24 protein-coding genes and 1 pseudogene are annotated in these 26942 nt (G+C 68.7%); 14 read left to right on the top strand and 11 right to left on the bottom strand.

Going from position 1 to position 26942, the window contains the following annotated elements; translation table 11 throughout:
* The first annotated feature begins 18 nt into the window (after positions 1-18).
* The 3 genes from xdhB (at position 19) to DIE13_RS27615 (ending at position 3554) form a co-directional block, all read left to right on the top strand.
* Positions 19-2382: a xanthine dehydrogenase molybdopterin binding subunit gene (gene xdhB, locus DIE13_RS27625; RefSeq protein ID WP_124830236.1), complete on the top strand. Its 2364-nt coding sequence runs from the start codon at positions 19-21 to the stop codon at positions 2380-2382.
* Position 2383: 1 nt separating this feature from the next.
* Positions 2384-3046, top strand: coding sequence for a xanthine dehydrogenase accessory protein XdhC (gene xdhC / locus DIE13_RS27620; RefSeq protein ID WP_124830235.1), 663 nt, complete (start codon positions 2384-2386; stop codon positions 3044-3046).
* 88 nt (positions 3047-3134) lie between these two features.
* Positions 3135-3554, top strand: coding sequence for a nuclear transport factor 2 family protein (locus DIE13_RS27615; RefSeq protein ID WP_124830234.1), 420 nt, complete (start codon positions 3135-3137; stop codon positions 3552-3554).
* A 25-nt stretch (positions 3555-3579) separates the two neighbouring features.
* Here the strand turns inward: DIE13_RS27615 and DIE13_RS27610 are convergent, their stop codons facing one another.
* From DIE13_RS27610 to DIE13_RS27600, 3 genes are all read right to left on the bottom strand, one after another.
* Positions 3580-4527: a LysR family transcriptional regulator gene (locus tag DIE13_RS27610; RefSeq protein WP_124830233.1), complete on the bottom strand. Its 948-nt coding sequence runs from the start codon at positions 4525-4527 to the stop codon at positions 3580-3582.
* Between the two features lie 68 nt (positions 4528-4595).
* Entirely contained in the window at positions 4596-5234 is a 639-nt protein-coding gene (locus tag DIE13_RS27605; RefSeq protein WP_124830232.1) for a 2-hydroxychromene-2-carboxylate isomerase, read from the bottom strand.
* A gap of 93 nt (positions 5235-5327) precedes the next feature.
* A complete protein-coding gene (locus DIE13_RS27600) occupies positions 5328-6755 on the bottom strand; it encodes a TAXI family TRAP transporter solute-binding subunit (protein WP_124830231.1) in 1428 nt (475 codons plus the stop codon).
* Between the two features lie 439 nt (positions 6756-7194).
* Here DIE13_RS27600 and DIE13_RS27595 point away from each other — a divergent pair, with 439 nt between their 5' ends.
* Together DIE13_RS27595 and DIE13_RS27590 are read left to right on the top strand one after the other, a co-directional pair.
* A complete protein-coding gene (locus DIE13_RS27595) occupies positions 7195-7560 on the top strand; it encodes a BON domain-containing protein (protein WP_098549604.1) in 366 nt (121 codons plus the stop codon).
* Between the two features lie 138 nt (positions 7561-7698).
* Positions 7699-9789 carry a D-(-)-3-hydroxybutyrate oligomer hydrolase gene (locus tag DIE13_RS27590; RefSeq protein WP_124830230.1) on the top strand — a complete coding sequence of 697 codons (2091 nt, stop codon included), beginning with the start codon at positions 7699-7701 and terminating at the stop codon, positions 9787-9789.
* Between the two features lie 211 nt (positions 9790-10000).
* Here the strand turns inward: DIE13_RS27590 and DIE13_RS33565 are convergent, their stop codons facing one another.
* Positions 10001-10168, bottom strand: coding sequence for a hypothetical protein (locus DIE13_RS33565; protein WP_244107632.1), 168 nt, complete (start codon positions 10166-10168; stop codon positions 10001-10003).
* Positions 10169-10400: 232 nt separating this feature from the next.
* Here DIE13_RS33565 and DIE13_RS27580 point away from each other — a divergent pair, with 232 nt between their 5' ends.
* The 3 genes from DIE13_RS27580 to DIE13_RS27570 all read left to right on the top strand — a co-directional run bounded on the left by DIE13_RS27580 (position 10401) and on the right by DIE13_RS27570 (position 13515).
* Positions 10401-12236 carry a S10 family peptidase gene (locus DIE13_RS27580; RefSeq protein WP_124830229.1) on the top strand — a complete coding sequence of 612 codons (1836 nt, stop codon included), beginning with the start codon at positions 10401-10403 and terminating at the stop codon, positions 12234-12236.
* 284 nt (positions 12237-12520) lie between these two features.
* On the top strand, positions 12521-13021 hold the full coding sequence (locus DIE13_RS27575) for a nucleotidyltransferase domain-containing protein (protein ID WP_234745026.1): 501 nt from the start codon (positions 12521-12523) through the stop codon (positions 13019-13021).
* Positions 13022-13221: 200 nt separating this feature from the next.
* The gene (locus DIE13_RS27570; protein WP_233409948.1) at positions 13222-13515 is read left to right on the top strand and encodes a hypothetical protein; all 294 of its coding nucleotides are present in this window, start codon (positions 13222-13224) and stop codon (positions 13513-13515) included.
* A 79-nt stretch (positions 13516-13594) separates the two neighbouring features.
* Here the strand turns inward: DIE13_RS27570 and DIE13_RS27565 are convergent, their stop codons facing one another.
* The 5 genes and pseudogenes from DIE13_RS27565 to DIE13_RS27545 all read right to left on the bottom strand — a co-directional run bounded on the left by DIE13_RS27565 (position 13595) and on the right by DIE13_RS27545 (position 17973).
* A complete protein-coding gene (locus tag DIE13_RS27565; protein WP_124830227.1) occupies positions 13595-14383 on the bottom strand; it encodes a sulfite exporter TauE/SafE family protein in 789 nt (262 codons plus the stop codon).
* Positions 14384-14741: 358 nt separating this feature from the next.
* Positions 14742-15236, bottom strand: a pseudogene (locus DIE13_RS27560) (MFS transporter); the annotation flags it as partial.
* 143 nt (positions 15237-15379) lie between these two features.
* The gene (locus DIE13_RS27555; protein ID WP_124830226.1) at positions 15380-16114 is read right to left on the bottom strand and encodes a DsbA family oxidoreductase; all 735 of its coding nucleotides are present in this window, start codon (positions 16112-16114) and stop codon (positions 15380-15382) included.
* A gap of 153 nt (positions 16115-16267) precedes the next feature.
* Complete coding sequence (locus tag DIE13_RS27550) at positions 16268-17002, bottom strand: transcriptional regulator (RefSeq protein WP_124830225.1); 735 nt, start codon at positions 17000-17002, stop codon at positions 16268-16270.
* Positions 16999-17973 carry an ornithine cyclodeaminase family protein gene (locus tag DIE13_RS27545; protein WP_124830224.1) on the bottom strand — a complete coding sequence of 325 codons (975 nt, stop codon included), beginning with the start codon at positions 17971-17973 and terminating at the stop codon, positions 16999-17001. The genes DIE13_RS27550 and DIE13_RS27545 overlap by 4 nt, the downstream gene beginning before the upstream one ends.
* 340 nt (positions 17974-18313) lie before the next feature.
* Between DIE13_RS27545 and DIE13_RS27540 the strand changes: the two genes are divergently transcribed.
* The 6 genes from DIE13_RS27540 to DIE13_RS27515 all read left to right on the top strand — a co-directional run bounded on the left by DIE13_RS27540 (position 18314) and on the right by DIE13_RS27515 (position 24246).
* Positions 18314-19093, top strand: a complete 780-nt coding sequence (locus tag DIE13_RS27540) for an ABC transporter substrate-binding protein (RefSeq protein ID WP_124830223.1) — start codon at positions 18314-18316, stop codon at positions 19091-19093.
* 68 nt (positions 19094-19161) lie between these two features.
* The gene (locus tag DIE13_RS27535) at positions 19162-20406 is read left to right on the top strand and encodes an FAD-binding oxidoreductase (RefSeq protein WP_124830222.1); all 1245 of its coding nucleotides are present in this window, start codon (positions 19162-19164) and stop codon (positions 20404-20406) included.
* A 449-nt stretch (positions 20407-20855) separates the two neighbouring features.
* Positions 20856-22403, top strand: coding sequence for a hypothetical protein (locus DIE13_RS33040; protein ID WP_175787673.1), 1548 nt, complete (start codon positions 20856-20858; stop codon positions 22401-22403).
* Between the two features lie 270 nt (positions 22404-22673).
* Entirely contained in the window at positions 22674-23060 is a 387-nt protein-coding gene (locus tag DIE13_RS27525; RefSeq protein ID WP_124830221.1) for a quinol oxidase, read from the top strand.
* Complete coding sequence (locus DIE13_RS27520) at positions 23057-23689, top strand: sigma-E factor regulatory protein RseB domain-containing protein (protein ID WP_124830220.1); 633 nt, start codon at positions 23057-23059, stop codon at positions 23687-23689. The genes DIE13_RS27525 and DIE13_RS27520 overlap by 4 nt, the downstream gene beginning before the upstream one ends.
* Before the next feature lie 41 nt (positions 23690-23730).
* On the top strand, positions 23731-24246 hold the full coding sequence (locus DIE13_RS27515) for an SRPBCC family protein (RefSeq protein ID WP_124830219.1): 516 nt from the start codon (positions 23731-23733) through the stop codon (positions 24244-24246).
* A gap of 14 nt (positions 24247-24260) precedes the next feature.
* Here the strand turns inward: DIE13_RS27515 and DIE13_RS27510 are convergent, their stop codons facing one another.
* On the bottom strand, positions 24261-25310 hold the full coding sequence (locus tag DIE13_RS27510) for an ABC transporter ATP-binding protein (protein ID WP_124830218.1): 1050 nt from the start codon (positions 25308-25310) through the stop codon (positions 24261-24263).
* 31 nt (positions 25311-25341) lie between these two features.
* Positions 25342-26940: an iron ABC transporter permease gene (locus DIE13_RS27505; protein ID WP_124830217.1), complete on the bottom strand. Its 1599-nt coding sequence runs from the start codon at positions 26938-26940 to the stop codon at positions 25342-25344.
* Positions 26941-26942 lie beyond the last annotated feature (2 nt).

The raw sequence follows: 26942 nt of genomic DNA, 5'->3' as shown, positions 1-26942 counted from the left end.
AGAAGGAGAACACCGAACATGAACCAGCAAGCAGAACCGTTCCTGAGCACCCTCGATCCGCAGGCAGACGCCGCGCAGGTGCACGTGTCACGCGCGCACGAATCCGCCCATCTGCACGTGAGCGGACGCGCGACCTACACCGACGACATTCCGATCGTCGCCGGCACGCTGCACGCGGCGCTCGGATTGTCCGCGAAGCCGCACGCGAGGATCGTGTCGATGAACTTCGACGCGGTGCGCGCGACGCCCGGCGTGGTCGCCGTGTTCACGGCCGACGACATCCCTGGCGTCAACGACTGCGGCCCGATCATCCACGACGACCCGGTGCTCGCCAAAGGCATCGTGCAGTTCGTCGGCCAGCCGATGTTCATCGTCGTCGCGACGTCGCATGAAACTGCGCGGCTTGCCGCGCGCCGCGCGCAGGTCGACTACGAAGAGCTGCCCGCGATCCTGACCGCGCAAGAGGCGCGCAAGGCCGAAACCTACGTGATTCCGCCGCTGAAGCTCGCGCGCGGCGACGCGGCCGCGCGGCTTGCCGCCGCGCCGCATCGCGAGTCGGGCGAGATGCTGCTCGGCGGCCAGGAGCAGTTCTACCTGGAAGGGCAGATCGCGTACGCGGTGCCGAAGGACGACGACGGCATGCACGTGTACTGCTCGACGCAGCATCCGAGCGAAATGCAGCACCTCGTCGCGCACGTGCTCGGCGTCGCGTCCCACAACGTGCTGGTCGAATGCCGCCGGATGGGCGGCGGGTTCGGCGGCAAGGAATCGCAGTCGGGCCTGTTCGCCTGCTGCGCGGCGCTCGCCGCGTGGAAGCTGCTGTGCCCGGTGAAGCTGCGCCCGGACCGCGACGACGACATGATGATCACCGGCAAGCGGCACGACTTCCATTACCGCTTCGACGTCGGCTACGACGACGACGGCCGCCTCGACGGCGTCGCGCTCGACATGACGTCGCGCTGCGGCTTCTCGGCCGACCTGTCGGGCCCGGTGATGACGCGCGCTGTGTGCCACTTCGACAACGCGTACTGGCTCGGCGACGTCGACATCGCCGGCTACTGCGGCAAGACCAACACGCAGTCGAACACGGCGTTCCGCGGCTTCGGCGGCCCGCAGGGCGCGTTCGCGATCGAGTACATCCTCGACGACGTCGCGCGTTCGCTCGACCGCGATCCGCTCGACGTGCGCTACGCGAACCTGTACGGCAAGACGGAGCGCAACGTGACGCCTTACGGCCAGACGGTCGAGGACAACGTGCTGCAGGAGCTGCTCGGCGAACTCGAAACGACGAGCGACTACCGTGCGCGTCGCGCGGGCGTGCGCGAATTCAACGCGCGCAACACGGTGCTGAAGAAGGGCATCGCGCTCACGCCGGTGAAGTTCGGCATCGCGTTCAACGTCACGCACTTCAACCAGGCCGGCGCGCTGGTGCACATCTATACCGACGGTTCGGTGCTCGTGAACCACGGCGGCACGGAGATGGGGCAGGGGCTCAACACCAAGGTCGCGCAGGTCGTCGCGCACGAGCTCGGCATCCGCTTCGGCCGGATCCGCGTGACGGCGACCGACACGAGCAAGGTCGCGAACACGTCCGCCACCGCTGCGTCGACGGGCTCGGACCTGAACGGCAAGGCCGCGCAGGATGCGGCGCGCCAGTTGCGCGAGCGGCTCGCGGCGTTCGCGGCGAAGCAGTTCGGCGACGGCAAGGTCGAGGCGGCCGACGTGAAGTTCGGCAACGACTTCGTGTGGGTCGGCGGTACGGGCGTGCCGTTCGGCGAAGTGATCGCGAAGGCGTATCTCGCGCGCGTGCAGCTGTGGTCGGACGGTTTCTACGCGACGCCGAAGCTGTACTGGGATCAGTCGAAGCTGCAGGGCCGGCCGTTCTACTACTACTCGTACGGCGCGGCCGTGTCGGAAGTCGTGATCGACACGCTGACCGGCGAAATGCGCACGCTGCGCGTCGATGCGCTGCACGACGTCGGCGCGTCGCTGAACCCGGCGCTCGACATCGGCCAGGTCGAAGGCGCGTTCATCCAGGGGATGGGCTGGCTCACGACCGAGGAGCTGTGGTGGAACGCGGGCGGCAAGCTGATGACGCATGCGCCGTCCACCTACAAGATCCCGACCGTCAACGACACGCCGCCCGAGTTCAACGTGCGGTTGTTCCAGAACCGCAACGTCGAGGACAGCATCCACCGTTCGAAGGCCGTCGGCGAGCCGCCGCTGCTGCTGCCGTTCTCGGTGTTCTTCGCGGTGCGCGATGCCGTGGCCGCGGTCGGCGACTACCGGGTGAATCCGCCGCTCGACGCGCCGGCCACTGGCGAGTCGATCCTGCGCGCGGTGTGTGCGGTGCGTGCGGCGAGCGCCGCGCGGGCAGGCTGACATGAACGGGCCCACCCGCTCGCTGCGGGCCGCGTCGCATGCGCCCGTCGCCGGGTGCGACGGCGCGTGCGCGGGCGCATCGGACTACGCGTTCGCGCAAGGCACCGGCCGGCGCAACCGTGCGAGCGCCGCGCGGCCGCCGATGCACATCGTGCTGTTCGGCGCGGGGCACGTCGGTCACGCGCTCGTCACGCTGCTCGGCGCATTGCCGTGCGTCGTGCAGTGGGTCGACACGCGCGACGAGCTGTTCCCGGACGAATGTCCGCCGAACGTGCAGCCGGAGCCAACCGACACGCCGGAGGCCGTCGTCGACGCGGCGCCGCCCGGCGCGTACTTCCTCGTGATGACGCACAACCACGCGCTCGACTTCTCGCTCGCCGCGCAGATCATGCGGCGGCGCGACTTCGCGTACTTCGGGATGATCGGCTCGCGCACCAAGCGCGTGAAGTTCGAACGCCGGCTCGCGGCGCGCGGCGTCGATCCGGTCAGGCTCACGGAGATGGTGTGCCCGATCGGGGTTGCGGGCATCGTCGACAAGGCGCCGGGCGCGATCGCGGTGGCCGTCTGTGCGGAACTGCTGCAGGCGCGCTCGGGCACGCCGGTCGCCGATGCAAAGGCGGCCGCGGCGGGTCGCACGCGCGACGACGTGAGCTGCGCGCGATAACCGCATGCGCGACGCGCACGCGCGCGTTTTTGCATACACTGCACGGAATGCGCGGCATGGGGCCGCGCATTTTTTTCGCGCAGGCACCATGTCCGATCATCAGGCCTATCTCGACGCGCTCGATACGAGCCTCGTCGTCATCGAACGCTGGCTATCCGGCGTCGACACTTCACCCGCCGCGCTCGACGCGCTGATCGCGCTGTTCTCCGACGATTTCACGATGATCATGACCGACGGTCGCGCGCTCGATCGCGACGGCACGCGCGCGCTGTTCGCGACGCTCGGCGGCGTGAAGCCCGGGCTGCGCATCGCGTTGTCGGAAATCCGCGTGCTTGCGGCCGATGCGTCGCATGCGGTGCTTACCTATTTCGAGGCGCAGCATGCGGCATCGGGCGAGCTGCCCGCGCGTCGCGCGACGGCCGTGTTCGAGCGCGACGCGGCGGGCGTCGTGCGCTGGACCCATCTGCAGGAAACGACCTGCGCGGCGCAAGCGAGCCGCGCGGACTGAAGGCGAAGGCCCGTGCGGTTGCGCGTCAGCGCTTGCGGCCGCGTTGCGCCGTCAGTTCGTCGGACACGCTCTGCATCAGCGCGCACAGCCACGCGATGTCGGTCGGGCGATCCGGCTGCGGATGCGTGAGCAGGTAACTCTTGATGCGCGGAAACGGCACGGGCGGCGTGACGACGACGAGCGGCAGCAGTTGCGCATAGTGCGTTGCGAAGCGGCGCGTCGTCGTGAAGATCAGGTCCGATTGCAGCAGCACCTGCGGCACGATCCCGAAGTACGGCAGCGTCGTCACGATCCGCCGCGTGAGGCGCGCGCGCGAGAGGCCGATTTCGATCGCGTTGCGCTTGTCGCCGGTGTACGGCGTCGGCGCGACGTGCGCGGCCGACGCGTACGCCTCGCGTGTGAGCGGCGCGTGCGCGAGCGGATGCGCGTCGCGCATCAGGCACACGATCGTGTCGGAGAACAGGTCCTGGCGCGCGAAGCGCGGATCGGGTTTCGGCCAGTTGCCGATCACGAGATCGAGCGCGCCCGATTCGAGCGCGCCCGCATGATCGAGCGCGGGATTCAGTGAATCGATTTCCAGATGCGCATGCGGCGCCGCGTCGCGAAAGCGCTCGATCAGCGTCGGCATGAAGAAGTCGTTCAGGTAGTCGGGCGCGGCGACGCGGAACGTGCGCCGCGCGGACGACGGATCGAAGTCGCCGTGCGGCGTCGCGATGAAGTCGACTTCGCGCAGCGCGCGCGACGCCGCGCCGAGCAGCGATGCGCCGTATTCGGTCGGCACCATCCCGGATTTGCCGCGCACGAGAATCGGGTCGTTCAGCGTTTCGCGCAGCTTGCGCAGCGCGGTGCTGATCGCGGGCTGGGTCTGGTTCAGCCGTAGCGCGGCCTGCGTGACGCTGCGCTCGAGCAGCAGCGTGCGCAATACGCGCACGAGCCAGATATCGAGCGAGGCGGTACGGTCGTCGTCTTCCATCGGGGCGGGTCGATTCGGGGAAGCGTAACCTTACCGCAGCCGCGCGTTGCCGTGCGTGATACCGGCCATCACGCGCGGCCCTTCGGCAGCGTGCTGATCCGCCTGACTTCGCGCGACTCGAGCCAGTTCGGCGTGCGCGCGCAGTACAGCACCATCGGCAGCGCGTCCTCGCCCCAGAACAGTTGCTTGTTCATCCAGAAAGTCGGCACGCCGAACACGCCGAGCGCGATCGCGTCATCGGTGTTGCGGCGCAGTTGTGCATTCGTTTCCTCGAATTCGATCAGTTCGTCGCCGTGCCCGACGCCGACGCGTTCGCACAGCGCGGCGAACCCGTCCGGTGTCGACGGATCGTTGCCGTCGCGCCAGATGAAGCGGAACATTTCGAGCACGGTCGCGATGTCGGCGCGCAGCGCGATCGCGAGGCGCAGCACCTTGTCGGAATCGAACGGATGCGCGGGCGGCATCTTGAAGCGGATGCCGAGCTGTTCGGCGCGAAACAGCGCGTGACGGTACGTGAACACGCGCTTGGCCGGGACGTCCGCGCTCGAGCGCTGCCCCCAGTGACGCTGCAGGTCGGGCAGCGACACGGCGACGGGTTCGAACGGCACGTCCGGCCACTTGTCGTGTTGTTCGAGCAGCAGGTAGGAGAACGGCGACACGAAGTCGAAGAACCAGGCAGGCTGGGCAGTGTCGAGGCCGGTTGTCATGGCGGATCTCCAGAGGTGGGGCGTGCGCGCCTGGCGGTGGCCCTCATGTTACGCGGTGGCGCGCGGATGCGGTAATGATCGCGGATCGTCCGCTCATGCGGAACCGGGAGTCGCCCGAGGGGGCGCGCCGGCCGGCGGCGACGTGACGCCGGTGTCGGCGCCGGGCGTGCCTGCCGCCGTGTCGCGGTCGTGCGCGGTGAGCCGCTCGCGCACGAAGCCGATGTGCTCGCGCAGCACGTAGAACTGTCCCGCATACGCGAGCGGCATCTTCATCCGGTTCACGGCTTCCTCGATGTCGTCGAGCTCGTCGAGCAGCGCGACGCGTTCCTCGGCCGTATGCTCGCCGAGGGCGCTGCGCTCGAGCGCGATCAGCGCGCCGTACCAGCGGTAGATGCGCGAGCGCACGCGCCAGCCGTACAGCGACGGCACGAGCCGCAGCCCCGGAATCAGCACGACGATCAGCGGCACCACCACGACGAGCAGCCGGTCGACGAGACTCGCGACCCAGAACGGCAGGCGCCGGTACAGGAAGGTCTTGCCCGACTTGTAGTAACGCGCCGCATCGTCCGACAGCGGGAAGCCGCGCGTGATCGGCGACGGGAATTCGCCCGCGTGCTGGAGGATCGTCGCGTGGCCGTGGACTTCGCGCGCGGCCTCGATCAGCAGGTCTGACAGCGCCGGATGCAGCGTGTCGCGCGCGACCAGCTCGATCGTCGGTGCGACCGTATGGATGTCGGCGGGCGGCAGGTTGCGGCCGAGATCGTAGACGCCCATCGGCAGCGTGATCGCGGTCAGGTACGGGAAGCGCCGCGCGTACGCTTCGGCCTGCGTGAACGAGTACACGTGCACGCCGGGCGCGCGGAACAACTTCGCCATCACCGGGATCTGCGTCGAGTCGCCGGACAGGAACGCGGCGTCGATCTTGCCGTCGAGCAGTTCGGTCGCGGCGTCTTCGCCGGCGGTCGGCAGCAGCTCGGTCGAGCCGCCCGGCACGATGCCGTTCATCTTCAGCAGCGCGAGGCTCAGCTCGCGCGCGCCGCTGCCTTCCGCGCCGAGCGCGAGCCGCTTGCCCTTGAAATCGGACAGGCGCGCGACGATCGGGCCGCGGTACATGATCGCGAGCGGCACGTAGCCGATGCTGCCGAGCGACACCAGGTGTTCGTCGCGCTCCTTCGGGCCGATGCCGCTCTGCACGAAGCCCACGTCGACCGGCGCGTTCGGGTTCGACAGGCGCGCGAGGTTCTGCGCGGATCCTTCGGACGCCTCGACGTCGAGCGTGATGCCGTTCTTCGCGAGGATCGTCTTGTATTTCTGCGCGGCGTTCCAGTATGTGCTGCCGGGCGGCCCGGACGAAATCACGAGCGTGGACGGCGGCGCGGGCTGGATCAGCTTGACCGCGAGCCAGACGGCCGCTGCGGCGAGCAGCACGGTAGGGCCGATCGACAGGGCGAGGTCGCGCCACGACACCGCGACGAAGCGGGCGAGGATGCGGCGTGGCGGGCGAGGGCGGGCAGGCTTCATGGAATCGGCGGATGACACGGGTGTGACGCATCGATGACGACCGTCATCGACGATGCACGCGGTGCACGTTCTGGCGGCGATGGTACCCGGTTTCGCCGCACGTGCGCGAGCCGGGCGGCGCGGCGCGGCTGTGCGCCCACGTCGGCGGGCGGGCGCGCTTCAAAAGCTTTGCGCTTCGGCGGGCGCTGGATTACATTGTCCGACGCAGCCGCGCCCGATTCGCGCGCGACCCGGCACGCAATGAGACCGGGCGCGTCCGGCCGGCGGCTGTCCGGCCCGGCCGGCCCGCATTCGCGCGCGCCGGTCGCCGGCCCGTGTCGCCTCTCTCGCATCGCCGTGGAAATCATCGGCCGTCCCGCCCGTTTGCGCGCGGGCCGGCTGCCTTTGGGGGTTTCCGGCCGTACTGTGCACGGCCGTTCCGGAGTCACAAGGAGATAGCATGAAGTCGATTGTGTTGAGAGCGTTGGGTGTTGCGGCCGTGGCGGCCTGTTTGACGGGCAGCGTATACGCGCAGTCGAGCGATGCGGCGGCCACCGAAGCGCCGGCCGCGGCGACGAGCTCGCCGAAGGCGGCAGCCAAGACCGCGAAGAAGGCGAACCGCAAGCTGGGCTACGCGGTGCGCAAGGCGATTACGAAGGATGGCGGCGTGAACGTGTCGAACCTCGTCGTACGTTCGAAGGGCGGGGCGATCACGCTGGAGGGCACGGTGCCCGAGCAGGCACAGATCGACAAGGCGGAAGCCGCGGCCAAGGGCGTGAAGGGCGTGACGTCGGTCACGAACAAGCTGACGGTCCAGCAGCAATGACGCCGGGCGGCGGCGCGCCAGCGCCGTCCGCGCCCGCATTCAGGCGGGCCCCGGCATGCCGGGGCCCGTTTGCGCTTCAAAGGCCGCTAGCCGCGCACGACGTGGCGGCGGACCCATGACGAGATCGAGAGGGCGGCAATGACGACGCACGGGTGGGGCAGTCGGATTCTTCTCGGCGCGGCGCTGGCCGCGGCTACGATGCTCGGCGCCTGCAACGGCGACGATTCGGGCGAACGCAACCGGCTGCCCGGCTTCGTGTCCGGCAGCGTGCGCACGACCGCCTATGACGGCACGAGCGACGACCTGCTGACGGCCGGCCTCGGCAAGACGGGCCTCGCCGCCGCCACCGCACCGGCATTCGCGAATCTGTCGCGGCCGACGAGCGCCGAGCTGCGCCGGGTCGCGATCTGGTCGAACTACCGCGCGCTCGTCGACATGAGCGCCAACGGTGGCTACGGCCGCTTCTGGGGGCCGAACGTCGACCTCGACGGCAACGACACGCTCGGCGAAGGCAAGATCCCCGGCACCGAGTATCTCGCGTACTCCGACGACGGCAGCGGCCGCAAGAACGTGACGCTGCTCGTGCAGGTGCCCGCGAGCTTCGATCCGGCACAGCCGTGCATCGTCACGGCGACGTCGTCGGGCTCGCGCGGCGTGTACGGCGCGATTTCGGCGGCCGGCGAATGGGGGCTCAAGCGCGGCTGTGCCGTGGCGTACAACGACAAGGGCGGCGGCAACGGCGCGCACGAGCTCGGCACCGACACGATCACGCTGATCGACGGCACGCTCGCCAACGCGGTGTTGGCCGGCAGCGCCAGCCTCTTCACCGCCAACGTGACGAGCGGCGATCTCGCCACGTACAACAGCCGCTTCCCGAACCGCTACGCGTTCAAGCACGCGCATTCGCAGCAAAATCCCGAGCAGGACTGGGGCCACGCGACGCTGCAGTCGGTCGAATTCGCTTACTGGGCGCTAAACGAGCGGTTCGGGCCGCTGCTCGACGGCTCGCATCGCGGCGTGCGCTACCACCCGGGCGACATCACGACGATCGCCGCATCCGTCAGCAACGGCGGTGGCGCCGCGCTCGCGGCGGCCGAGCAGGACACGCGCCGCTGGATTACGGCGGTCGTGGTCGGCGAGCCGCAGATCAACGTGCGGATGGCGGCGAACGCGGTCGTGCGCGAGGGCGGCCAGCCGGTGCCGTCGTTCGGCCGGCCGCTGGCCGACTACGCGACGCTCGCGAACCTGCTGCAGCCGTGCGCGGCCGCGTCGGCGTCGCTCGCCGGCGAGCCGTACCTGAGCGCGCTGCCGCTCGCCACCACGCAGTCGATCCGCACGCAGCGCTGCGCGACGCTCGCCGCGGCGGGACTCGTGTCGGGCGCCGATACGCCGAGCCAGGCCGCCGACGCGCTCGCGCAACTGCACGCGGCCGGCTATCTCGCCGATTCCGACCTGCTGCACGCGCCGATGTGGGATTCGCAGGCGATTCCGGCGATCGCGGTCACCTATGCGAACGCGTACACGCGCTCGCGCGCGACCGACAACCTGTGCAACTTCAGCTTCGCCACCACCAGCGCGGCGACAGGCACGGTCGCGCCGCCCGCGGCGTCGCCGATGCCGGCCGTGTTCGGCCTCGGCAACGGCGTGCCGCCGACGGCCGGCATCGATCTCGTGTTCAACACCGGCGCGGGTATCGACCACCGGCTCGCGACGCCCGATGCCAGCTTCGCGGGCGCGCTGTGTCTGCGCCAGCTGTGGACCAGCGGGATGCTCGACATGCCGGCGAACGTCGACGCGGTGCGCGTGAACGCGAACCTGCAGGGCAAGCCGGCGATCATCGTGCAGGGCCGCAGCGACGCGCTCGTGCCGGTAAACCATGCGTCGCGCGCATACGTCGCGCAAAACGGCATCAGCGAAGGCGGCCGCAGCCAGCTCGTGTTCTACGAGGTGACGAACGGCCAGCACTTCGACGCGTTCCTGCCGGTGGCGGGCTTCGACACGCGCTTCGTGCCGGTTCACTACTACAACCTGCAGGCGCTGAACCTGATGTGGCGGCACCTGAAGAATGGCGCGCCGCTGCCGCCGTCGCAGGTGATCCGCACGGTGCCGCGCGGCGGCACGCCGGGCGCCGCGCCCGCGCTGACGAGCACTAACCTGCCGCCGATCTCGTCGTCGCCCGGCGCGAACGCGATTACCGCCGGCGCCGGCACGATCGACGTGCCGCTCTGACGGCGCCCGGCGCGCCGTACGCCCGAAGCCGGACAAGTCGTCCGGCTTTTTTCTTTTCAGCGCCCGGAATCGGTTCCGTACGGTCTTTTATCCGAATGACCTGCTCTGTAACAAATTATTACTTTACGGCGGAAAACCCGGAATCTAATATGCGCCGATATTTTCAATTAATTTAATAAATTACCGAGAGACAATAATTCTTTCCGCATAATTAACCGATCCTTTCGATTTCATTAAGTCGATTCGAGCAGCGACTGGCCGCCGTTTTGCGCTTGGCCGGCCTCTCGTCGGCGGGGATCGTTCGTCTGTTCGAAGCGAGGCCGCCTTGTCCGGTGGGCTTTGCGGGGGAGCCTTTTGCTTTTTGGTTGATGACGAGCATGGATGGTCGCCTGAATCTGCATTGCTGCGGATTATTGAATTGTCGTTCGCAATGGAATTGATTCCATTGTGCAATCACGAAATATGGGTGGGGTAAATCATGCCGGTCGGTATTCGCTGACCCGGTAAAAAACTCGGAATGCGTCGCATAACGAATGCATTCCGGTGCGGAGCGCCGGCGCAAATGATCCTTTGCGAGCGGCGGTATTTATCGTTCTGTTCGAGAGGCAATAATGACGACACTGAAGTCCTTGAAAGACGGTTTCGCGCTATTTGGAACGACACTGAGCGTGCCGCTCGCCGCAGCCGCGGCGGCGGCGCTGCTCGTCACGGGGTGCGGCGGCGACGACGGATCAGGGCCGTCCGCCGCGACTTCCGCGGCGGCCGCGACGACGTCGAACGGCAGCACGTCGGCCAGCGCCGACACAACGGCGGCTGCGGCCGACCAGCCGTACGTCGATAACGACGTGTACGGCACCGGGCCCGACGACGCGGTCACGGACTCGACCGAAGGCGCAGCAGTCGTGCACCGCCAGGTCACGATCGGCGGCAAGACCATCAAGTACACGGCCACCACCGGCCACCTGACCACCATCGACCCGACCACGTCGGCGCCGAACGCGAAGATGTTCTACGTCGCGTACACGCAGGACAACCCGGATCCGTCGAAGCCGCGCCCGGTCACGTTCTTCTACAACGGCGGCCCCGGCTCGTCGTCGGTCTACCTGCTGCTCGGCTCGTTCGGGCCGAAGCGCCTGCAGTCGTCGTTCCCGAACTTCACGCCGCCGGCCCCGTACAAGCTGCTCGACAACCCGGACAGCCTGCTCGACCGCACCGACCTCGTGTTCATCAACCCGGTCGGCACCGGCTATTCGGCGGCCATCGCCCCGGCGAAAAACAAGGACTTCTGGGGCACCGACCAGGACGCGCGCTCGATCGACCGCTTCATCCAGCGCTACCTGACCAAGTACTCGCGCTGGAATTCGCCGAAGTTCCTGTACGGCGAGTCGTACGGCACGGCGCGCAGCGCGGTCGTGTCGTGGGTGCTGCACGAGGACGGCATCGACCTGAACGGGATCACGCTGCAGTCGTCGATCCTCGACTATGCGAATGCGCTGTCCGCGCCGGGCACGTTCCCGACGCTCGCGGCCGATGCGTTCTACTGGAAAAAGACGACGCTCAACCCGACGCCGACCGATCTCGACGCGTACATGGTGCAGGCCCGCAACTACGCGGACAACACGCTCGCGCCGCTCGCGCAGAAGCCGAACCCGCAGGACGGCGGCTTCGTGAACGTGCGGTTGAACCTGAACCTGCAGACCGCGCAGCAGATGGGCTCGTACATCGGCACGGATCCGACGTCGCTGATCCAGACCTTCGGCAACCCGGCCGCGCTCGGCAACGTGCCGTCGTCGGACGACAACCCGCCGTACACGTTCTTCCTGACGCTCGTGCCGGGCACGCAGATCGGCCAGTACGACGGTCGCGCGAACTACACGGGCAAGGGCATCGCACCGTACATCCTGCCGAACTCGGGCAGCAACGATCCGTCGATCACGAACGTCGGCGGCGCGTACACGGTGCTGTGGAACAGCTACATCAACACCGACCTCAAGTACACGTCGACGTCGTCGTTCGTGGACCTGAACGACCAGGTCTTCAACAACTGGGACTTCAGCCACACCGACCCGACCGGCGCGAACAAGGGCGGCGGCAATACGCTCTACACGGCCGGCGACCTGGCGGCGACGATGAGCGTGAACCCGGATCTGAAGGTGCTGTCGGCGAACGGCTACTTCGATGCGGTCACGCCGTTCCACCAGACCGAGCTGACGCTCGCGCAGATGCCGCTCGATCCGACGCTCAAGGCGCAGAACCTGACGATCAAGAACTACCCGTCGGGTCACATGATCTATCTGAACGACGCGTCGCGCACCGCGCTGAAGGGCGACCTCGGCAGCTTCTACGACGGCATCCTCGCGAACCGGTCCGCGCTGCAACGCGTGCTGAAGCTGCAGGCGCGCACGCAGCAGCTCAAGCAGCAGCAACTGGAGCAGCAGGGGCGGTAAGCATGGCGGATGGCGCGCGTCCGCCGCTGCGGGAAAAAAACTGACCCGCTCATGCGTTCCTGCGCTTCGTATCGCGTGTGTTAACGGACCTCCGCCGTTCCTCAAGATGCCCCGTGAGTCGAGGACTCCCGGGGCATCGTCTCGTCCTTGCAGGCGTGCATCGCCCTGGAAGTCACCAGTGACGGCATCTTGTAATTCCCAAAAGAAGGATGGAAAGCCCTCTATTGAGGATTTGCCTGAATATCCTCATAACGAGGACGATCATCCCTGGTTTGAGGATTTTCGTGGGCCTTGCCGACTTTCTCTTCACGCCGGGCATGCAACGCGTCCTGGGTGCTGCGCTATTGCAACCCGATCGCAGTTTTACGCTGCAGGAATTGCTGCATTTGGCAAACAGTGAGCGTGGAAGCGCTCAGAAGCAGGTGGACCGGCTGATCGAAGCCGGCGTACTCAAGGAGGATGCCCGACGAGGTCGACAACGGAGCGTCCGCGCGAATACGGAATTCATCCTCTATGCGGAATTGGTGGAGATCGCACGGAAGACGTTTGCCGTGGCGGAGCCTTTGAGGGAAGCTTTGTTGCCTTTCGCCTCGCATATTTCCACGGCCTTCGTGTTTGGGTCGGTGGCCAAGGGCACCGATAGCGCCCGCAGCGACATCGATCTGATCGTCATCGGTGACATCCAACTCCTCGAGCTATCCGAAGCCATGCACGCGCCGAGCAGAATCTGCTGCGTCCCATCAACTTCTCGTTGTACGAGCCTGCCGAATGGACCGTGTTGGTAGACACCGACCCTGTCATGGCGCAGATCGCCCAAGGCCCCACGTTGAGGATTCTGTGATGCAGCCGCCCAACTGAATACGAAAACCTCATCAAGACGAAAGCCTTTGATGCCGTTGCGCCGACGCCCGGGGCAATTGCGGGTTTCCTGCGCAATGCCGACGATTACAAGGCCACTGCCGACGAGCTGGATCCTGCCCGGCATTTGCAAGTATTTACCTTGGCCTGCGAAGGCTACTTCCAGGTGGTACAGGCCGTCCTGGAGTTCTACGAGGTGCGAACCAAGGATGCAGGCCGTAACCTGGCCATCCAGCGTGTATCTGCCTCATTGGGCGTGAGTGCTCCGGAGTTCGCCTTCATCACGAAGGCGCACGAGCGACGCAACGGCACGTCGTACGTTTCGCCATTTCCGCCGGTGTCGAAAGCAGAGGCCGCCACCATGCTGAGCATCCTGGCGAAGGATCTGCCAGTTGCACGTACGCTGACCGGTATGCCGTGAGACCCGGCTGGAAATCCGTCAAGGAGACGATGACAGGCGCACGCACCGAGGTGGCGTGTTTCGTCAGGGCAGAGGCTGCTTACGCGAGCACGAGCCGCACGCCGACCGCGACGAGCGTCGCGGCGAGCAGGTTGCGCAGCAGGCGCTCCGGCGCGCGCGCCGACAGCAGGCTGCCGAGCACGATGCCGGGCAGCGAGCCGAGCAGCAGCGACAGCAGCATCGACCAGTCGACCGAACCGAGCAGCCAGTGGCCCATGCCCGCGACGAGCGTGAGCGGCACCGCGTGCGCGATGTCGGACCCGACGATGCGGGTGGTCGCGAGCGTCGGGTACAGCAGCAGCAGCACGGTGACGCCGATCGCGCCGGCGCCGACCGAGGTCATCGACACGAGCACGCCGAGCACGACGCCGGTCAGCACGGTCGACCATAGCGTGCGCGCGGGGCTGGGTGCGAGCGGATTGCGCGCGGCGAGGGCGGTGAGCTGCGGCCGGAAGATCAGCGCGAGCGACGTGAGCAGCAGCGCGACGCCGAGCACCAGCTGGATCACCCGCGCGGTGCCCGGCGAATTCATCCCGTGCGCATGCATCGCCCACAGCGTGACGGCCGAGGCCGGGACGCTGCCCGCTGCGAGCCGGCCGGTGATGCGCCAGTCGATCGACCCCTTCAGCCCGTGGACGAGCGTGCCGGTGGCCTTGGTCGCGGCCGCGTACAGCAGGTCGGTGCCGACTGCCGTCGCGGGATGGACGCCGAACAGCAGCACGAGGATCGGCGTCATCAGCGAACCGCCGCCGACGCCCGTCAGGCCGACGAGAATGCCGACGAACAGGCCGGACAGGGAGTACAGCAGATCGATATGGGGAAGCGACATCGGAGGCAGGCGGTTATGCGGCGTTCGGCGGCGGCGCGTGGCGGCGGCAGCTTGGCTGCGGCGCGGCGTCAAAGTCTGCCATTGTCGCAAAAGTGGCGCTTCGGTGTACGACTACGTTAAAAATCGGCCGGAGAAGCCCTCCGGGCGTGCGGTTCGTCGTGCGTGAAACGGTCGTTTGAACGTGTGTCGTGCCGGAAGGGCGACGCGCGTGCGGCTGGCGGGCTGGCGGGCGGCGGGGCAGGCCCGCCCGGAAAAGCGGGAGAGGCCGGGGCGTGGCGGTGCGTGCCCCGGCCGGCCGTCAGTGCATCGCGGGGCCGACGCCGGGGACCGCATCCTGGCGACGGATGCGCAGCGCGAGGCCGAGCAGCACGCCGATGCTGCCGCCGCCCGCGCACACGAAGCCGTAGACGCCCATCGCGCGCGCCCGTTCGCCAGGCTCGCTGAACAGATTCATGATCAGCGACAGCGACAGCGACAGCGACAGCGACAGCGACACGGCCGACACGATCGCGCCGCCGAAGCCCTGCACCGCGCGCGCGGCGATCAGCATCGTCTGCGACTGCGCGAGGCCGCATGCGAGCGACGCGAGCGTGAACACGACCAGGCCTGCGAGGAACATGCGCCGCTGGCCGTACAGGTCGCCGAGCCGGCCGCCGAGCAGCAGGCAGCCGCCGAACGTCAGCAGGTATGGGTTGACGACCCACACGAGCGCCGTCTCGGTGAAATGGAGATCGGTGCTGATCGACGGCAGCGCAACGTTCACGATCGTGCTGTCGAGCACGATCATCAGCACGCCGAGGCAGAGGACGATCAGCGCGTACCAGCGTTTCTCGCCGTGAAACCCGTGGGTCATGGGCTTGCAGCCTTCTTTTCGATAGGTATTTGAAAGGCTGCGTTGTAGACGTCATTCGCGCGGTTCCTGCCGGTTTGTGGCAGCAGCGGCGCGTCGTGACGGGCGCGCTTCGCACGACGGCGTGGCGCGCCGGGCGCCGGGTGTTATTCGCGCGGCGGCAGTTCGCAGCCGTCCGGGCCGCAGGCAGCGGCGGCGTCGCCGGTCAGCTCGACGATGCCGCCGTCGCGCCACGCCTGGTCGAGCGCCTGCGCGAACACGTCAGCCGGTTGCGCGCCCGACACCGCGTAGCGGCCGCCGAACACGAACAGCGGCACGCCGCGTCCGCCGATCTGCCCAGCGAGAGCGATGTCGGCCTCGACTTCGTCGCGGTATGCGTCGCCGCGCAGCACGGCTTCGGCTGCCGAGCGCTCCAGCCCCGCTTCGACCGCGAAATCGAGCAGTGCCGCGTGATCGAACAGCGAGCCGTGTTCGCAGAAATACGCGCGGTACAGCCGCTCGGTCAGCGCGTGCGCGCGGCCCGTCGTTTCCGCGAGCTTCACGAGCCGGTGAGCGTCGAGCGTGTCGCCGGCGAGCGTGCCGGGCAGGTCGTAGTTCAGCCCGACGCTCGCGGCCGCGTCGGTCACCTGGCGCAGCATCTGGTCGACCTGCGCGGACGACATCCGGTACTTGCCCGCTAGCATCGCCTCGACCGGCTCGACCGGATGGCCCGGCATCAGCCGGTACGCGCGCAGCACGACCTCGACGTGCTCGGCGTGCGCGAACGCGGCGAGCGCCTCGTCGAAGCGGCGCTTGCCGATCCAGCACCACGGGCAGATCAGGTCGGACCAGATTTCGACGGTCAGGGTCGGGCGGTCGGTCGGGGCAGCGGTGATCGGCATCGGGACTCCGGGCAGCAAAAAATGTAACCGAGACTATATCATTTTCCGGTTTCGATGCCGGGGGCGGCGCGGCCGCGTTGCCCGACACTGGCCGTGCAGCCGTGCGAGCAAGCGGTATCCGGCGCGCGCCGATGCGACGCGCGGCTTGCCGGTTTACGCGTCGTCCTGCGTTTCCTTCAGATGCTTCAGGTGCTTGTAGACGGTCGCGCGGCCCATCCCGAGCACGTTCGCGACATAGTTCGCGGCGCTCTTGCCGCGGAACGCGCCTTCCGCATGCAGCGCCTCGACGAGCTCGCGCCGGTGCTCGCGCGTGAGCCCGTTCAGGCCGACCTGACGCTCGCGCAGCCAGCCGTGCAGGAACGTGTTGATGCGCTCCTGCCAGTCGTCGCGGAACAGCTCGTCGGGCTGCGCGACGACGCCCGCGCCCTTGATGAACACGTCGAGCGTCGCGCGGACGTCGTCGAACACCGCGATGTTGAAGTTGATGCACATCATCCCGGCCGGGTGGCCTTCGTCGTCGAACAGCACGTTGCTGACACAGCGCATGCGCCGTCCGTCCCAGTTCAGCTTCTCGTATGGGCCGATCACGCGTTCGCGTGCCGAATGATCGATTTCCTCGAGCGCCGAGTCGTCGCCGACCTCGCGTTTGGACAGGTTGTTCGCGAGATACAGCACGGTCTGGTCGTGCAGGTCGTGGATCACGACTTCCGCGTACGGGAAGAACAGCGCCGCGATGCCGTCGGCGATCGGTGCGTAGCGGGTGAGCAGCAGGTCTTTGACGGGGGATTGCTTCTTGCGCATCGGAATCGCCATCTCGGGTGAGCGGGGGCCGGGCGGTGCGTCGGCGGTTGCGCCATTGTATCGGCCCCGCGTGCGCGTGACGCTCATGCGCGCGTCAGCTGCGTGTACAGCGCGTGTGCGATCGCGATGTCCTCGAGTCCGAGGCCGATCGAGCGGAAGAACGCGTGACGCGTGCGCGACGGCGCCCCGCAACTGCCGGCGACGAGCGCGGGCAGGTCGCCGACGATCCGCTCGGGCGACCAGCCGTGTTCGGCCGCCGCGATCTGCATCTCGCCCGCGCTCGCGGGCGTGGTGTGCCGGTAGTCGCAGTACACGTCCATGTCGGGCAGCCATGCGGGCGGGATTTCGTGTGCGCGCGCGACGTTCGTGCTGATCGACGTGACGAGCGCCGGGCGCGTGAGCATGCCGTCGGCGAGCACCGGCGTGCCCGACGACGTGCAGAGCATGACGACATCCGCGTCGCGCACGCACGCTTCGACGCTCGCGGCCGGTCGCGAGCGCGGATCGATCTGCGCGAGCGTCGCCTGCAGCGCGGCGTCGTCGGCGAGCGCCGGAGAATGGACGCTGATCGAAGTCCAGTCGCGCAATCCCGCGGTGTGGCGCAGATGTGCGAGGCCGACCGCGCCCGTGCCGATCACGGCGAGCCGGCGCGCATCGCGCGGCGCGAGGCAGTCGACCGCGAGCGCGGTCGTGCCGGCCGTGCGCTCGACCGTCAGCAGCCCGGCGTCGCACCACATCAGCGGCTGGCCGGTGCGCATCGACATCAGCGCGGTCCACGCGGTGACGATCGGTCTTCCGGCGGGCTTGCCGCCGGTCACGATGTAGGGCGACAGCTTCGCGCCGAACACCTGTTCGTCGGCGAGCGCGCCGAGGTACGTGATGAAGTCGCCGGCCTGTTCCGGGAACAGCGCGAGGGTTTGCGGCGGCTGCACCGCGCGGGCCGACGCGAGCGACGCGAACATGCGGCGCAGCGTGCCGAGCACGTCGAGCGACGGCAGCGCTGCGCGCACCGCGGCTTCGTCGACGGTCAGCGGCAGGGTCGGGGCGGGTTGCGTCATGGGACTTCTCCGGTCGGGAGCTGGACGACACAGTCTCGAAAGACGGCGTCCGGCGGTGTTCGTAATGGACTAAAAGTCTAATATAGACAAAAGAAGTCTGGTGAAATTTTCTTTTCGGGACGGGATGGTGCCCGTGGATATTGGAAAAACCCCGATAAATCAACGTCATTCTGCGCAATCCGCGGAATTTATGCAGGCGGCATCCTGACCGGGATTATCGTATCCCCTATAGTCTATAGTAGACTAAGAGTCTATATTTCGCGTGCAGACCGGCGTGCCGCCGCACGGCGTCATGCGACCGGTCTTCACCGCCTCAATCCAGAACCGAAGGACCTCCGCCATGAACTGGAAGCTTTCCCTTTGCGCCGTCGCGGCGCTTGCGTGCGCGGCCGTCACGGCCCACGCGGAACAGACCACGCTGCGCTTCGGGATCGAAGCCGCCTACCCGCCGTTCGAGAGCAAGACGCCGGCCGGCCAGTTGCAGGGTTTCGACGTCGACATCGGCAACGCGGTGTGCGCGAAGCTGAACATGAAGTGCGTATGGGTCGAGAACGCGTTCGACGGGCTGATCCCGGCGTTGCAGGCGCGCAAGTTCGACGCGATCAATTCGGCGATGAACATCACCGCGAAGCGCAAGCAGAGCATCGACTTCACGCCGGCGATCTACGTGGTGCCGATCGTGATGGTCGCGCGCCGCGGCTCGCCGCTGCGCCCGGATGCGGCGAGCCTGCGCGGCAAGCACGTCGGCGTGCTGCAGGGGTCGTCGCAGGAGGATTTCCTGAAGGCGCACTGGGCCAACGCGGGCGTCGCCGTCGTGTCGTACCAGGATCAGGACCAGATCTACGCGGATCTCGTCGCCGGCCGTCTCGACGCGGCCGTGCAGGAAGCGCAGACCGCGCAGGACGGTTTCCTCGACAAGCCGGCGGGGCGCGATTACCAGATCGTCGGCGATCCGCTGAAGGATCCCGCGACGCTCGGCGAAGGCACCGGCTTCGGGATGCGCAAGGGCGACAAGGCGCTGCAGGCGAGGATCGTCGGCGCGCTCGATGCGCTGAAGAAGGACGGCACGCTCGGCGCGCTGTCGCAGAAGTACTTCAAGCGCGACATCATCGCGAAGTAAGTCTCCCCGCGCGCTGGCCGCGGGGCCGGTGCGCGTCGTACCGAATCTCGACGCAGTACGGAAAAAGCATGGATTTCGACGTCATCGTTCTGGGGGCCGGCATCGTCGGCGTGTCGTCGGCGCTGCATCTGCAGGATCGCGGGCTGCGTGTCGCGCTCGTCGACCGGCGCGCGCCCGGCGAGGAAACGAGCCACGGCAATGCCGGGCTGATCGAGCGCTCGTCGGTCGTGCCATACGCGTTCCCGCGCCGGCTCGGCACGCTGCTGCGCTACGCGCGCAACCGCTCGGTCGATCTCTATTGGGACTACAAAGCATTGCCCGCCTATGCGGGCTGGCTCGCGCGCTTCTGGCGCGAATCGTCGCCGCAACGGCTCGCGGCCGCCGCGCGCGACATGCTGCCGCTGGTGGCGGCGAGCGTCGTCGAGCACGACGCGTTGCTCGCGCGCACCGACGCGCAGCCGCTCGTGCACGACGGCGGGTGGATCGAGGCATTCCGCTCGCCCGCGCTGTTCGACGCGGAAACGCGCGCGCAGCAGCGCGTGGCCGACGCGCACGGATTGCGCATGCGCGTGCTCGACGCGCGTGCGCTGCGCGATCGCGAACCCGGCATCGGCGATGCCTTCTGCGGTGCCTTCCACTGGCAGGATCCGAAGACCGTGTCGAGCCCGGGCGGGTTGACGAAGGCCTACGCGCGGCTGTTCGAGCGCGACGGCGGCACGTTCGTGTCCGGCGACGCGACGACGCTTGCGCAAGTGCGCGACGGCTGGCAGGTCGATACCGGGCACGGTCCGGTTTCGGCGAAGTCGGTCGTGGTGGCGCTCGGGCCGTGGTCCGATCACGTGTTCGCGCCGCTCGGCTACCGGATTCCGCTGCGCGCGAAGCGCGGCTATCACATGCACTACCGGCCGACCCGCACGCCGCTGAACGTGCCGGTGTGCGACACCGAGGAGGGCTTCGTCGTCGCGCCGATGGAAGGCGGCCGCCTGCGGCTCACGACCGGCGTCGAGATCGCGCTGCGCGGCGCGCCGCCGACCGGCGTGCAGCTTGCGCGCGCGGAGCCGCTCGCGCGCAACGCGTTCGGCATCGGCGAGCGTCTCGACCCGGCGCCGTGGCTCGGGATGCGGCCGTGCACGCCCGACATGCGGCCGGTTATCGGGCCTGCGCCGCGCCATCGTCATCTGTGGTTCGCATTCGGCCATTGTCATCACGGGCTCACGCTCGGCCCCGCAACCGGACGGTTGCTCGCGGAAATGATGACGGGCGCGCCGACCTACATCGATCCGCATCCGTATCGCCCCGCGCGCTTCGGCTGAGCGTGCCGGACCGTGGCGGCCGCGCGTGCGGCTGCCGCGGCTGTTCGTTGAGCCGGCCGGAGCGATCGGCGACTGGATTGACGCGCGAGCGCAAGCAATTTGCGTAATCGGGCGGAAAGAAATCGCGAAATAGAAAAATTCGGAAATCGCGATTCATCAATGCAGTTTCATTGCGATGAAAAGCGGAACGGCAAGTCCGTCCGGGCAGGCCGGCATGTACCGGAACACGTTACCGCAGCCTCGCCAACGTTACGTTACATCGGCGTTCCGCACGCCTTTTTCGTCGGACGATTAAGGCGATTCGGCGCGCCTTTTACCCGGAAATTCCTGAAAAAAACGTGATTGGCTTGCAATGAGCCAACGAACGAATCCGCTTCGTCGCGGTGGCATGCTTCGTGCAATCGGTCCCCATGCTTGATCAACGTAGTGTCAACCGAGACGGGGTAACGATGCGGCAAAAACTCAAATTGACGGGGATGGCGTTGTCGGTCGCGACGGCGTTCGGGGGACTCGCTTCGGGGGCTGCCATGGCCGAGTCGCTCGGTGCGCTGCCGATCCCGCAAGCGATCGTCAATCCGCCGGCGAGCAACGTATCCGTCGGGCTGGTCGCGACGGCCACGTCGCCGCTCGGTTCGGTTGCGGTGGTGACGGGCGCATCGGGCTCGGCCCCGACGTCGCTCGACAATCCCGGTCACGCGCTGTCGGGTGCGGCGGGTGCGCTGACGGGCGCGCTCGGCGGAGGCAATCCGGCTGGCGCACTGAGCGGCGCGCTGAATACGGGGGCGGGCGCGTTGAGCAACGCACTCGGCGCGGCAACGGGCGCACTGGGTAACGCCGGCGGCGCGGCGAACCCGCTGGCGCCGCTTCAAGGTGTGGTGAATCAGGTAACCGGCCCGCTCGGCGGCGGCAACCCGGCAAGCGGGGTGACCGGTGCCTTGGGCAACCTCGTCGGCAGCAGTCCGGCAAATGCGCTGACCGGCGTCCTGGGCACCGTCACCGGCGCGTTGGGCGCTGCCGGCAGCGCGACCCCGATTGCGCCGCTCCAGAGCGTCGTCGACCAGGTGACGGGCACGCTGGGCAGCGGCAACCCGGCCGGTACGCTGGGCAACGCGGTCAATACGATCGCAGGGACGCTCGGCAACGCCGGCGGCGCATCGAACCCGCTCGCGCCGGTGCAGGGCGCCGTCACGCAACTCGCCGGAACGCTGGGCAGCGACAACCCGGCAGGCGCGATAACGGGCGCGGTGAACTCGCTGACCGGCACGCTCGGCAACCTCGGCGGATCGGACCCGCTCGCGCCGGTACAGGGTGTCGTGAATCAGGTCGTCGGCACGCTGTCCGGTGCAGGCGCCGGCAGCGGCAGCCCGATCACGCCGATCACGAACCTCGTCAGCGGCCTGCAGAACGCGCTGCCGACGAGCGGCAACGCGGCGGGCGTGCTCACCGGTGCGCTCGGCTCGGTGCGGGGCGCGCTCGGCAGCCTCGGCGGCTCGAACCCGCTCGCGCCGGTGCAGGGCGTCGTGACTCAGGTCGTCGGCACGCTCGGCGGCGGCAATCCTGCCGGCGCGCTGAGCAACGCGGTCAGCTCGGTGACGGGCGCGCTCGGCAATTTTGGCAATCTCGGCGGCTCGAACGCGCTCGCGCCGGTGCAAGGCGTCGTGAGCCAGGTCGTCGGTACGCTGTCGGGTGCCGGCGGCGGCAACCCGGCCGGCGCGCTGACCGGTGCGCTCGGCTCGGTGACGGGGGCGCTCGCGAACGGCCCGGCGGCGCTCGGGCAGGCGGCCGGCACGTTGTCGGGCACCGCCGGCTCGCTGCTGTCGACGGGCACCAATGCGACGACTGCGGTCGTCAATGCGGTCGGCACGACGCTGGGCACGGCGCTCGGCTCCGTGCCGGGCCTGTCGGGCGCGTCGCACTCGGGCGGCGGCTCGGCGAACAACCTGCTCGCACCGGTGTCGACGCTGCTTCAGTCGGTGACGGGCGCACTGCCGAAGTAACCTGCGCGAACGCGGGGCGGCGACGCATCGTCCGCCGAGCGAACCAGGGCGCGCAACGCGGCATGACAGCAATGTCATGCCGCGTTTTCTTTGGATCCCCGATTGCTTGTGCCGGATCACCGGCCGGTGCGCGGTCGCCGCCGGCCATCGTGCGATGTCGTGGAATGTCCGGTCTCGCACATCCCGTTCGCAGCGGGATAATGGACGCGACGAAGTCGAGCGTTCGATCCGGCGGTGCGGTGGTGTCAGGCCACGCCCAGGAGAGCGGGAATGAAGACGATGCAGCGCGTGGTCGCGCGGCGGGTGACGGAAGCGCTGCGCAGCGTCGAAGGGAACCCGGCCGACGAGGATTGCGTGGCGTGCGGCGTGCTGCGGGGCCGCGCAGCGGGCATCCGGATTGCGCACGGGAACTGTGCTGCACTCGCGCCGGTACCGGTCGGATGCAAACCGGCCTTCGCGCCGCCCGGTGTCGACATCGACGCGCGGCAGGCCGGCATCGCGCCGCACGCGGGAGCGGATGCGGCACCGCGTACCTTCCGCTTCATCGCGGCGGAGCGCGGCGGCTTCGCCTGCCATTTCACGCATCGGCTGCCGTTCTTCGGCGGCCGTCGCGAGCGCGGCATCGAACGCGCGTTCGACGTCGAGGCGGCGCCATGATCGCCGCATTGCTGGCCGCGAGCCTGATAGGAGCGAGCATGACAGCCGATCCCGTGACCGTCGCGCAGGCGCATTTCGACCACGTCCAGTCGTACCGCGCGACGATTCGCGCGTCGGGGAGAAGCGGCGAGCGCACCGAGATTCACTACGCGTACCTGAAACCCGGCTTCGTCCGGATGGATTTCGTGTCGCCCCACCATGGCGCGGTGCTCGCCTACGATCCCGGCGAAGGCAAGGTCCGGCTGCGTCCGTTCGGCGAACATGCACCGCCCGCGCTGACGCTGTCGCCGTCCAATCCGCTCGTGCGCGATCGCAGCGGCCACCGTGTCGACCACTCGGACGTCGGCGCGCTGCTGCGCAACGTCCATGCGCTGCAGCAGGGCGGTGCGACGGTGACCGGGGGCGAGGAAACCGTCAGCGGCCGCACCGCGCTGCGCGTATCGGTGACGGGCGCGCCCGCGCATGCGATCCACGGCGTGCATCGCTACGAGCTGTGGCTCGACACCGAGGACGGCTTCCCGTTGAAGGTCGTCAGTTTCGCGGATGGCGACGGCGAGCCGCTCGAAACCGTGACGCTCGACGACGTCGAGATCGACGTCGCGTTTCCCGCACGCTTTTTCGCGCCCTGATCGCGCGTCATGCGCGCACGACACGACACGCCGGAGGCTGCATGGCGGAATACCGGTTTTCGACGACGTGGCGCGTGGATGCGCCGCTCGCGGTCGTCTGGGAGGCGATTTACCAGGTCGACCGCTGGCCGGACTGGTGGAAGAGCGCCGTGCGGACCGTCGAGATCGAGCGCGGCGACACACGAGGCGTCGGCTCGCTGCAGCGGTACACCTGGAAGGGGGCGTTGCCGTACCGGCTGACCTTCGACATGCGCGTGCTGCGCATCGAGCCGCCGCACGTGCTCGAAGGCCGCGCGAGCGGCGCGATCGAAGGCGACGGGTGCTGGTCGTTCGGCGCCGATGGCACGCGCACCGTCGTGCGCTACGACTGGCACATCCGCACCCGCGAGCGCTGGATGAACTGGCTGGAGCCGGTTGCGCGCCCGCTGTTCAGATGGAATCACGACGTCGTGATGCGCGAAGGCGCGAAAGGCCTGGCGCGCCGGCTCGGTGCCGAAGTCGAAACGGACGGCCGCACCTTCCGGCCGGCCGCGGGCGCGGACTGCGCCGACGTGTGAGCCCGGCGCGCCGGTCAGCGCGCGTACGCCATCACCGCACCGTCGACGACGAGTGCGACGCGCTCGCCGACGGCCGGACACCGATGCCCCGGCACGCGCGCGCGCACGAGGGTGTCGGCAGCGGCGTCGAGCCGCACGAGCACGTCGGCGTCCTGCCCGGCGAACTGCGTGGCTTCCACCCGCGCGGCGTGACTGCCCGCGGTGCCGGCAGGCGCGGCGGGCGCGATGCCGATCTGTTCCGGACGCAGCATCGCGTCTGCCGGCCCGTCCGGCAGCGGTGCGACGAGCGGCAACTCGCCGAGCACGCACACGATGCGCCCGTCGCGCACGCGGCCCGCGAGCAGCACGGCCTGCCCGACGAACGACGCGACGTCGCGCGTGACGGGTTGCCGGTACAGCGTCTGCGGCGCGGCGGTCTGCACGAGCCGGCCCTGCCACATCACCGCGACTTCATCGCCGAGCGTCATGGCTTCGGGCTGATCGTGCGTGACGAGCACCGACGTCGCGCCTGCGGCGGCGAGGGCATCGGCGACCGCGGTGCGTGTCTCGTGCCGCAGCGACGTATCGAGTGCGGAGAACGGCTCGTCGAGGATCACGAGCGACGGTTCGGGCGCAAGTGCGCGCGCCAGCGCGACGCGCTGTTGCTGTCCGCCGGACAGCTGTTGCGGCACGCGGCTCGCATACGATGCGGGCAGCCCGACCATCTCGAGCAGCTCGTCGACGCGATGATGACGTCGACGTGCCGCGCGCGGCAGCCCGAATGCAATGTTGTCGGCCACCGACAGATGTGGAAACAGCGCGCCTTCCTGCGGCACGTAGCCGATCCGGCGCTGCTCGGGCGGCAGATGCAGGCCGGGTGCGGCCACGCGTCGGCCGTCGATCTCGACGGTGCCGCGCTCCGCGTGCTCGAAGCCGCACAGCACGCGCAGCAGCGTCGTCTTGCCGCTGCCGGACGGGCCGAGCAGCGCGAGCCGTGAGCCGCGTCGTACCGTGAGGTCGATGTCGTGCAGGACGGTATGCGATCCGAACGATTTGGACAGGCCGTGGATGCGTAATTCGCTCATGAGCGGTTCCGGGGGAAAGAGGGCGGCGCGCTCAGTGGCGCACGGACGCGCGGCCGAGCAGCAGGAACAACAGGCCCGACGCGCCCAGCGACAGTGCGACCAGAAGCGCCGCATACGGCGCCGCGGCCGCGAACGCGAGCGTCGCGGTATCGCTCCACACCTGCGTCGCGAGCGTGCGCGTGCCGATCGGCGACAGCAGCAGCGTCGCGTTCAGCTCCGTCACGACCGAGATGAATACCATCGTCGCGGCGGCGCCGAGGCCTGGCGCCGCGAGCGGCAACACCACGCGCGTGAGTGTCGCGCGCCAGCCGAGACCGAGCGAGCGCGCGGTTTCCTCGAGCCGCACCTGTACGTGCGACAGCGCCGCGCGCACGCTCACGATCGCGAGCGGCAGGAACAGGATCGCGTAGGCGGCGACGAGCGCCGGCGCGCTCTGGTACAGCGGTTGCAGCAGCCGCACGGTGATCGACACGATCGCGAGTGCGACGACGATGCCCGGCACGCCCTGCACGGTCATCGCCGTGCGTTCGAGCAGCGTCGCGACGCTGCTCGGGTGGCGCACCAGCAGGAACGCGAGCGGCAGCGCGAGCAGCGTCGTCACGGCAGCGGCCGTCAGACCGTAGCCGGCGGATGCAAGCGTGGTCTGCAACAGCAGTTCGGGCGACACGTCGGCCGGCGTGACGGCCGCGGCCCCCTGTTGCGTGAGCCAGTAGCCGATCATCGCGAGCGGCACGCCGAGCGTGGCGATCGCAACGGCGGCGAACACCGCGACGGCGGGGCCGCGCAGCCAGCCGAGCGGGTAGCGCATCGCGACGCGGCGTGCGGCGCGATGCGTATGGCCGTAGCGTGCATGGCCGCGCGCACGCGCCTCGACGGCAAGGCACAGCAGGCACAGCGCGATCAGCACGCAGCCGAGCAGCGATGCGCCGCCACCGTCGAACGCGGTGCGGTATTCCGCGTAGATCTCGGTCGTGAAGGTCCGAAAGCGCAGCAACTGGAACGCGCCGAACTCGGACAGCACGCCGAGCGCGACGAGCAGCATGCCGCCGCACAGCGCGGGGCGCAGTTGCGGCAGCACGACGCGAAAGAAGGTATGCCATGGCGAGCAGCCGAGCGTGCGCGCGCTTTCCTCGAGCGCGGGATCGAGCTCGCGCAACGCCGCCGCTACCGGCAGGTAGACGAGCGGAAAGTACGCGGACGTCAGCACGAGCAGCGCGCCGGCGAAGTCCTGCAGGTCGAGGCTCAGCGACACCCACGCGTAGCTGGTGATGAACGGCGGCACCGCGAGCGGCGCGGCGGCGAGCGCGGTCCACAGCGGCCGCGCGGGCAGGTCGGTGCGCTCGATGAACCACGCGAGCGCCGTGCCGAGCAGCGCGCACGCGAGCGTCGCGGCCAGCGTGATCGACAGCGTGTTGACGAGCAGTTCGCCGACGAGCGGCCGCCACAGCAGCTCGATCGCATCGTCGAAGCCGAAGGTCGCCGCGCGGTACAGCGTGAAGCCGAGCGGCAGCAGGATTGCGAGCGGCCCGCACGCGGCGGCCGCGACGAGCGCACGCGACGGGCGCCGCCGCGTCGCGGTGCGCTCGCCGTCGGGCGTCGCGCGGGCCGTGCTGGACACGGCGTCGCTCATGG

The sequence above is a fragment of the Burkholderia sp. Bp9016 genome (genome assembly GCF_003857765.1).
Classification (GTDB): Bacteria; Pseudomonadota; Gammaproteobacteria; order Burkholderiales; family Burkholderiaceae; genus Burkholderia.
Note: the sequence above shows the minus strand (reverse complement) of the source record. Positions and strands in the feature narration are given on the sequence as shown.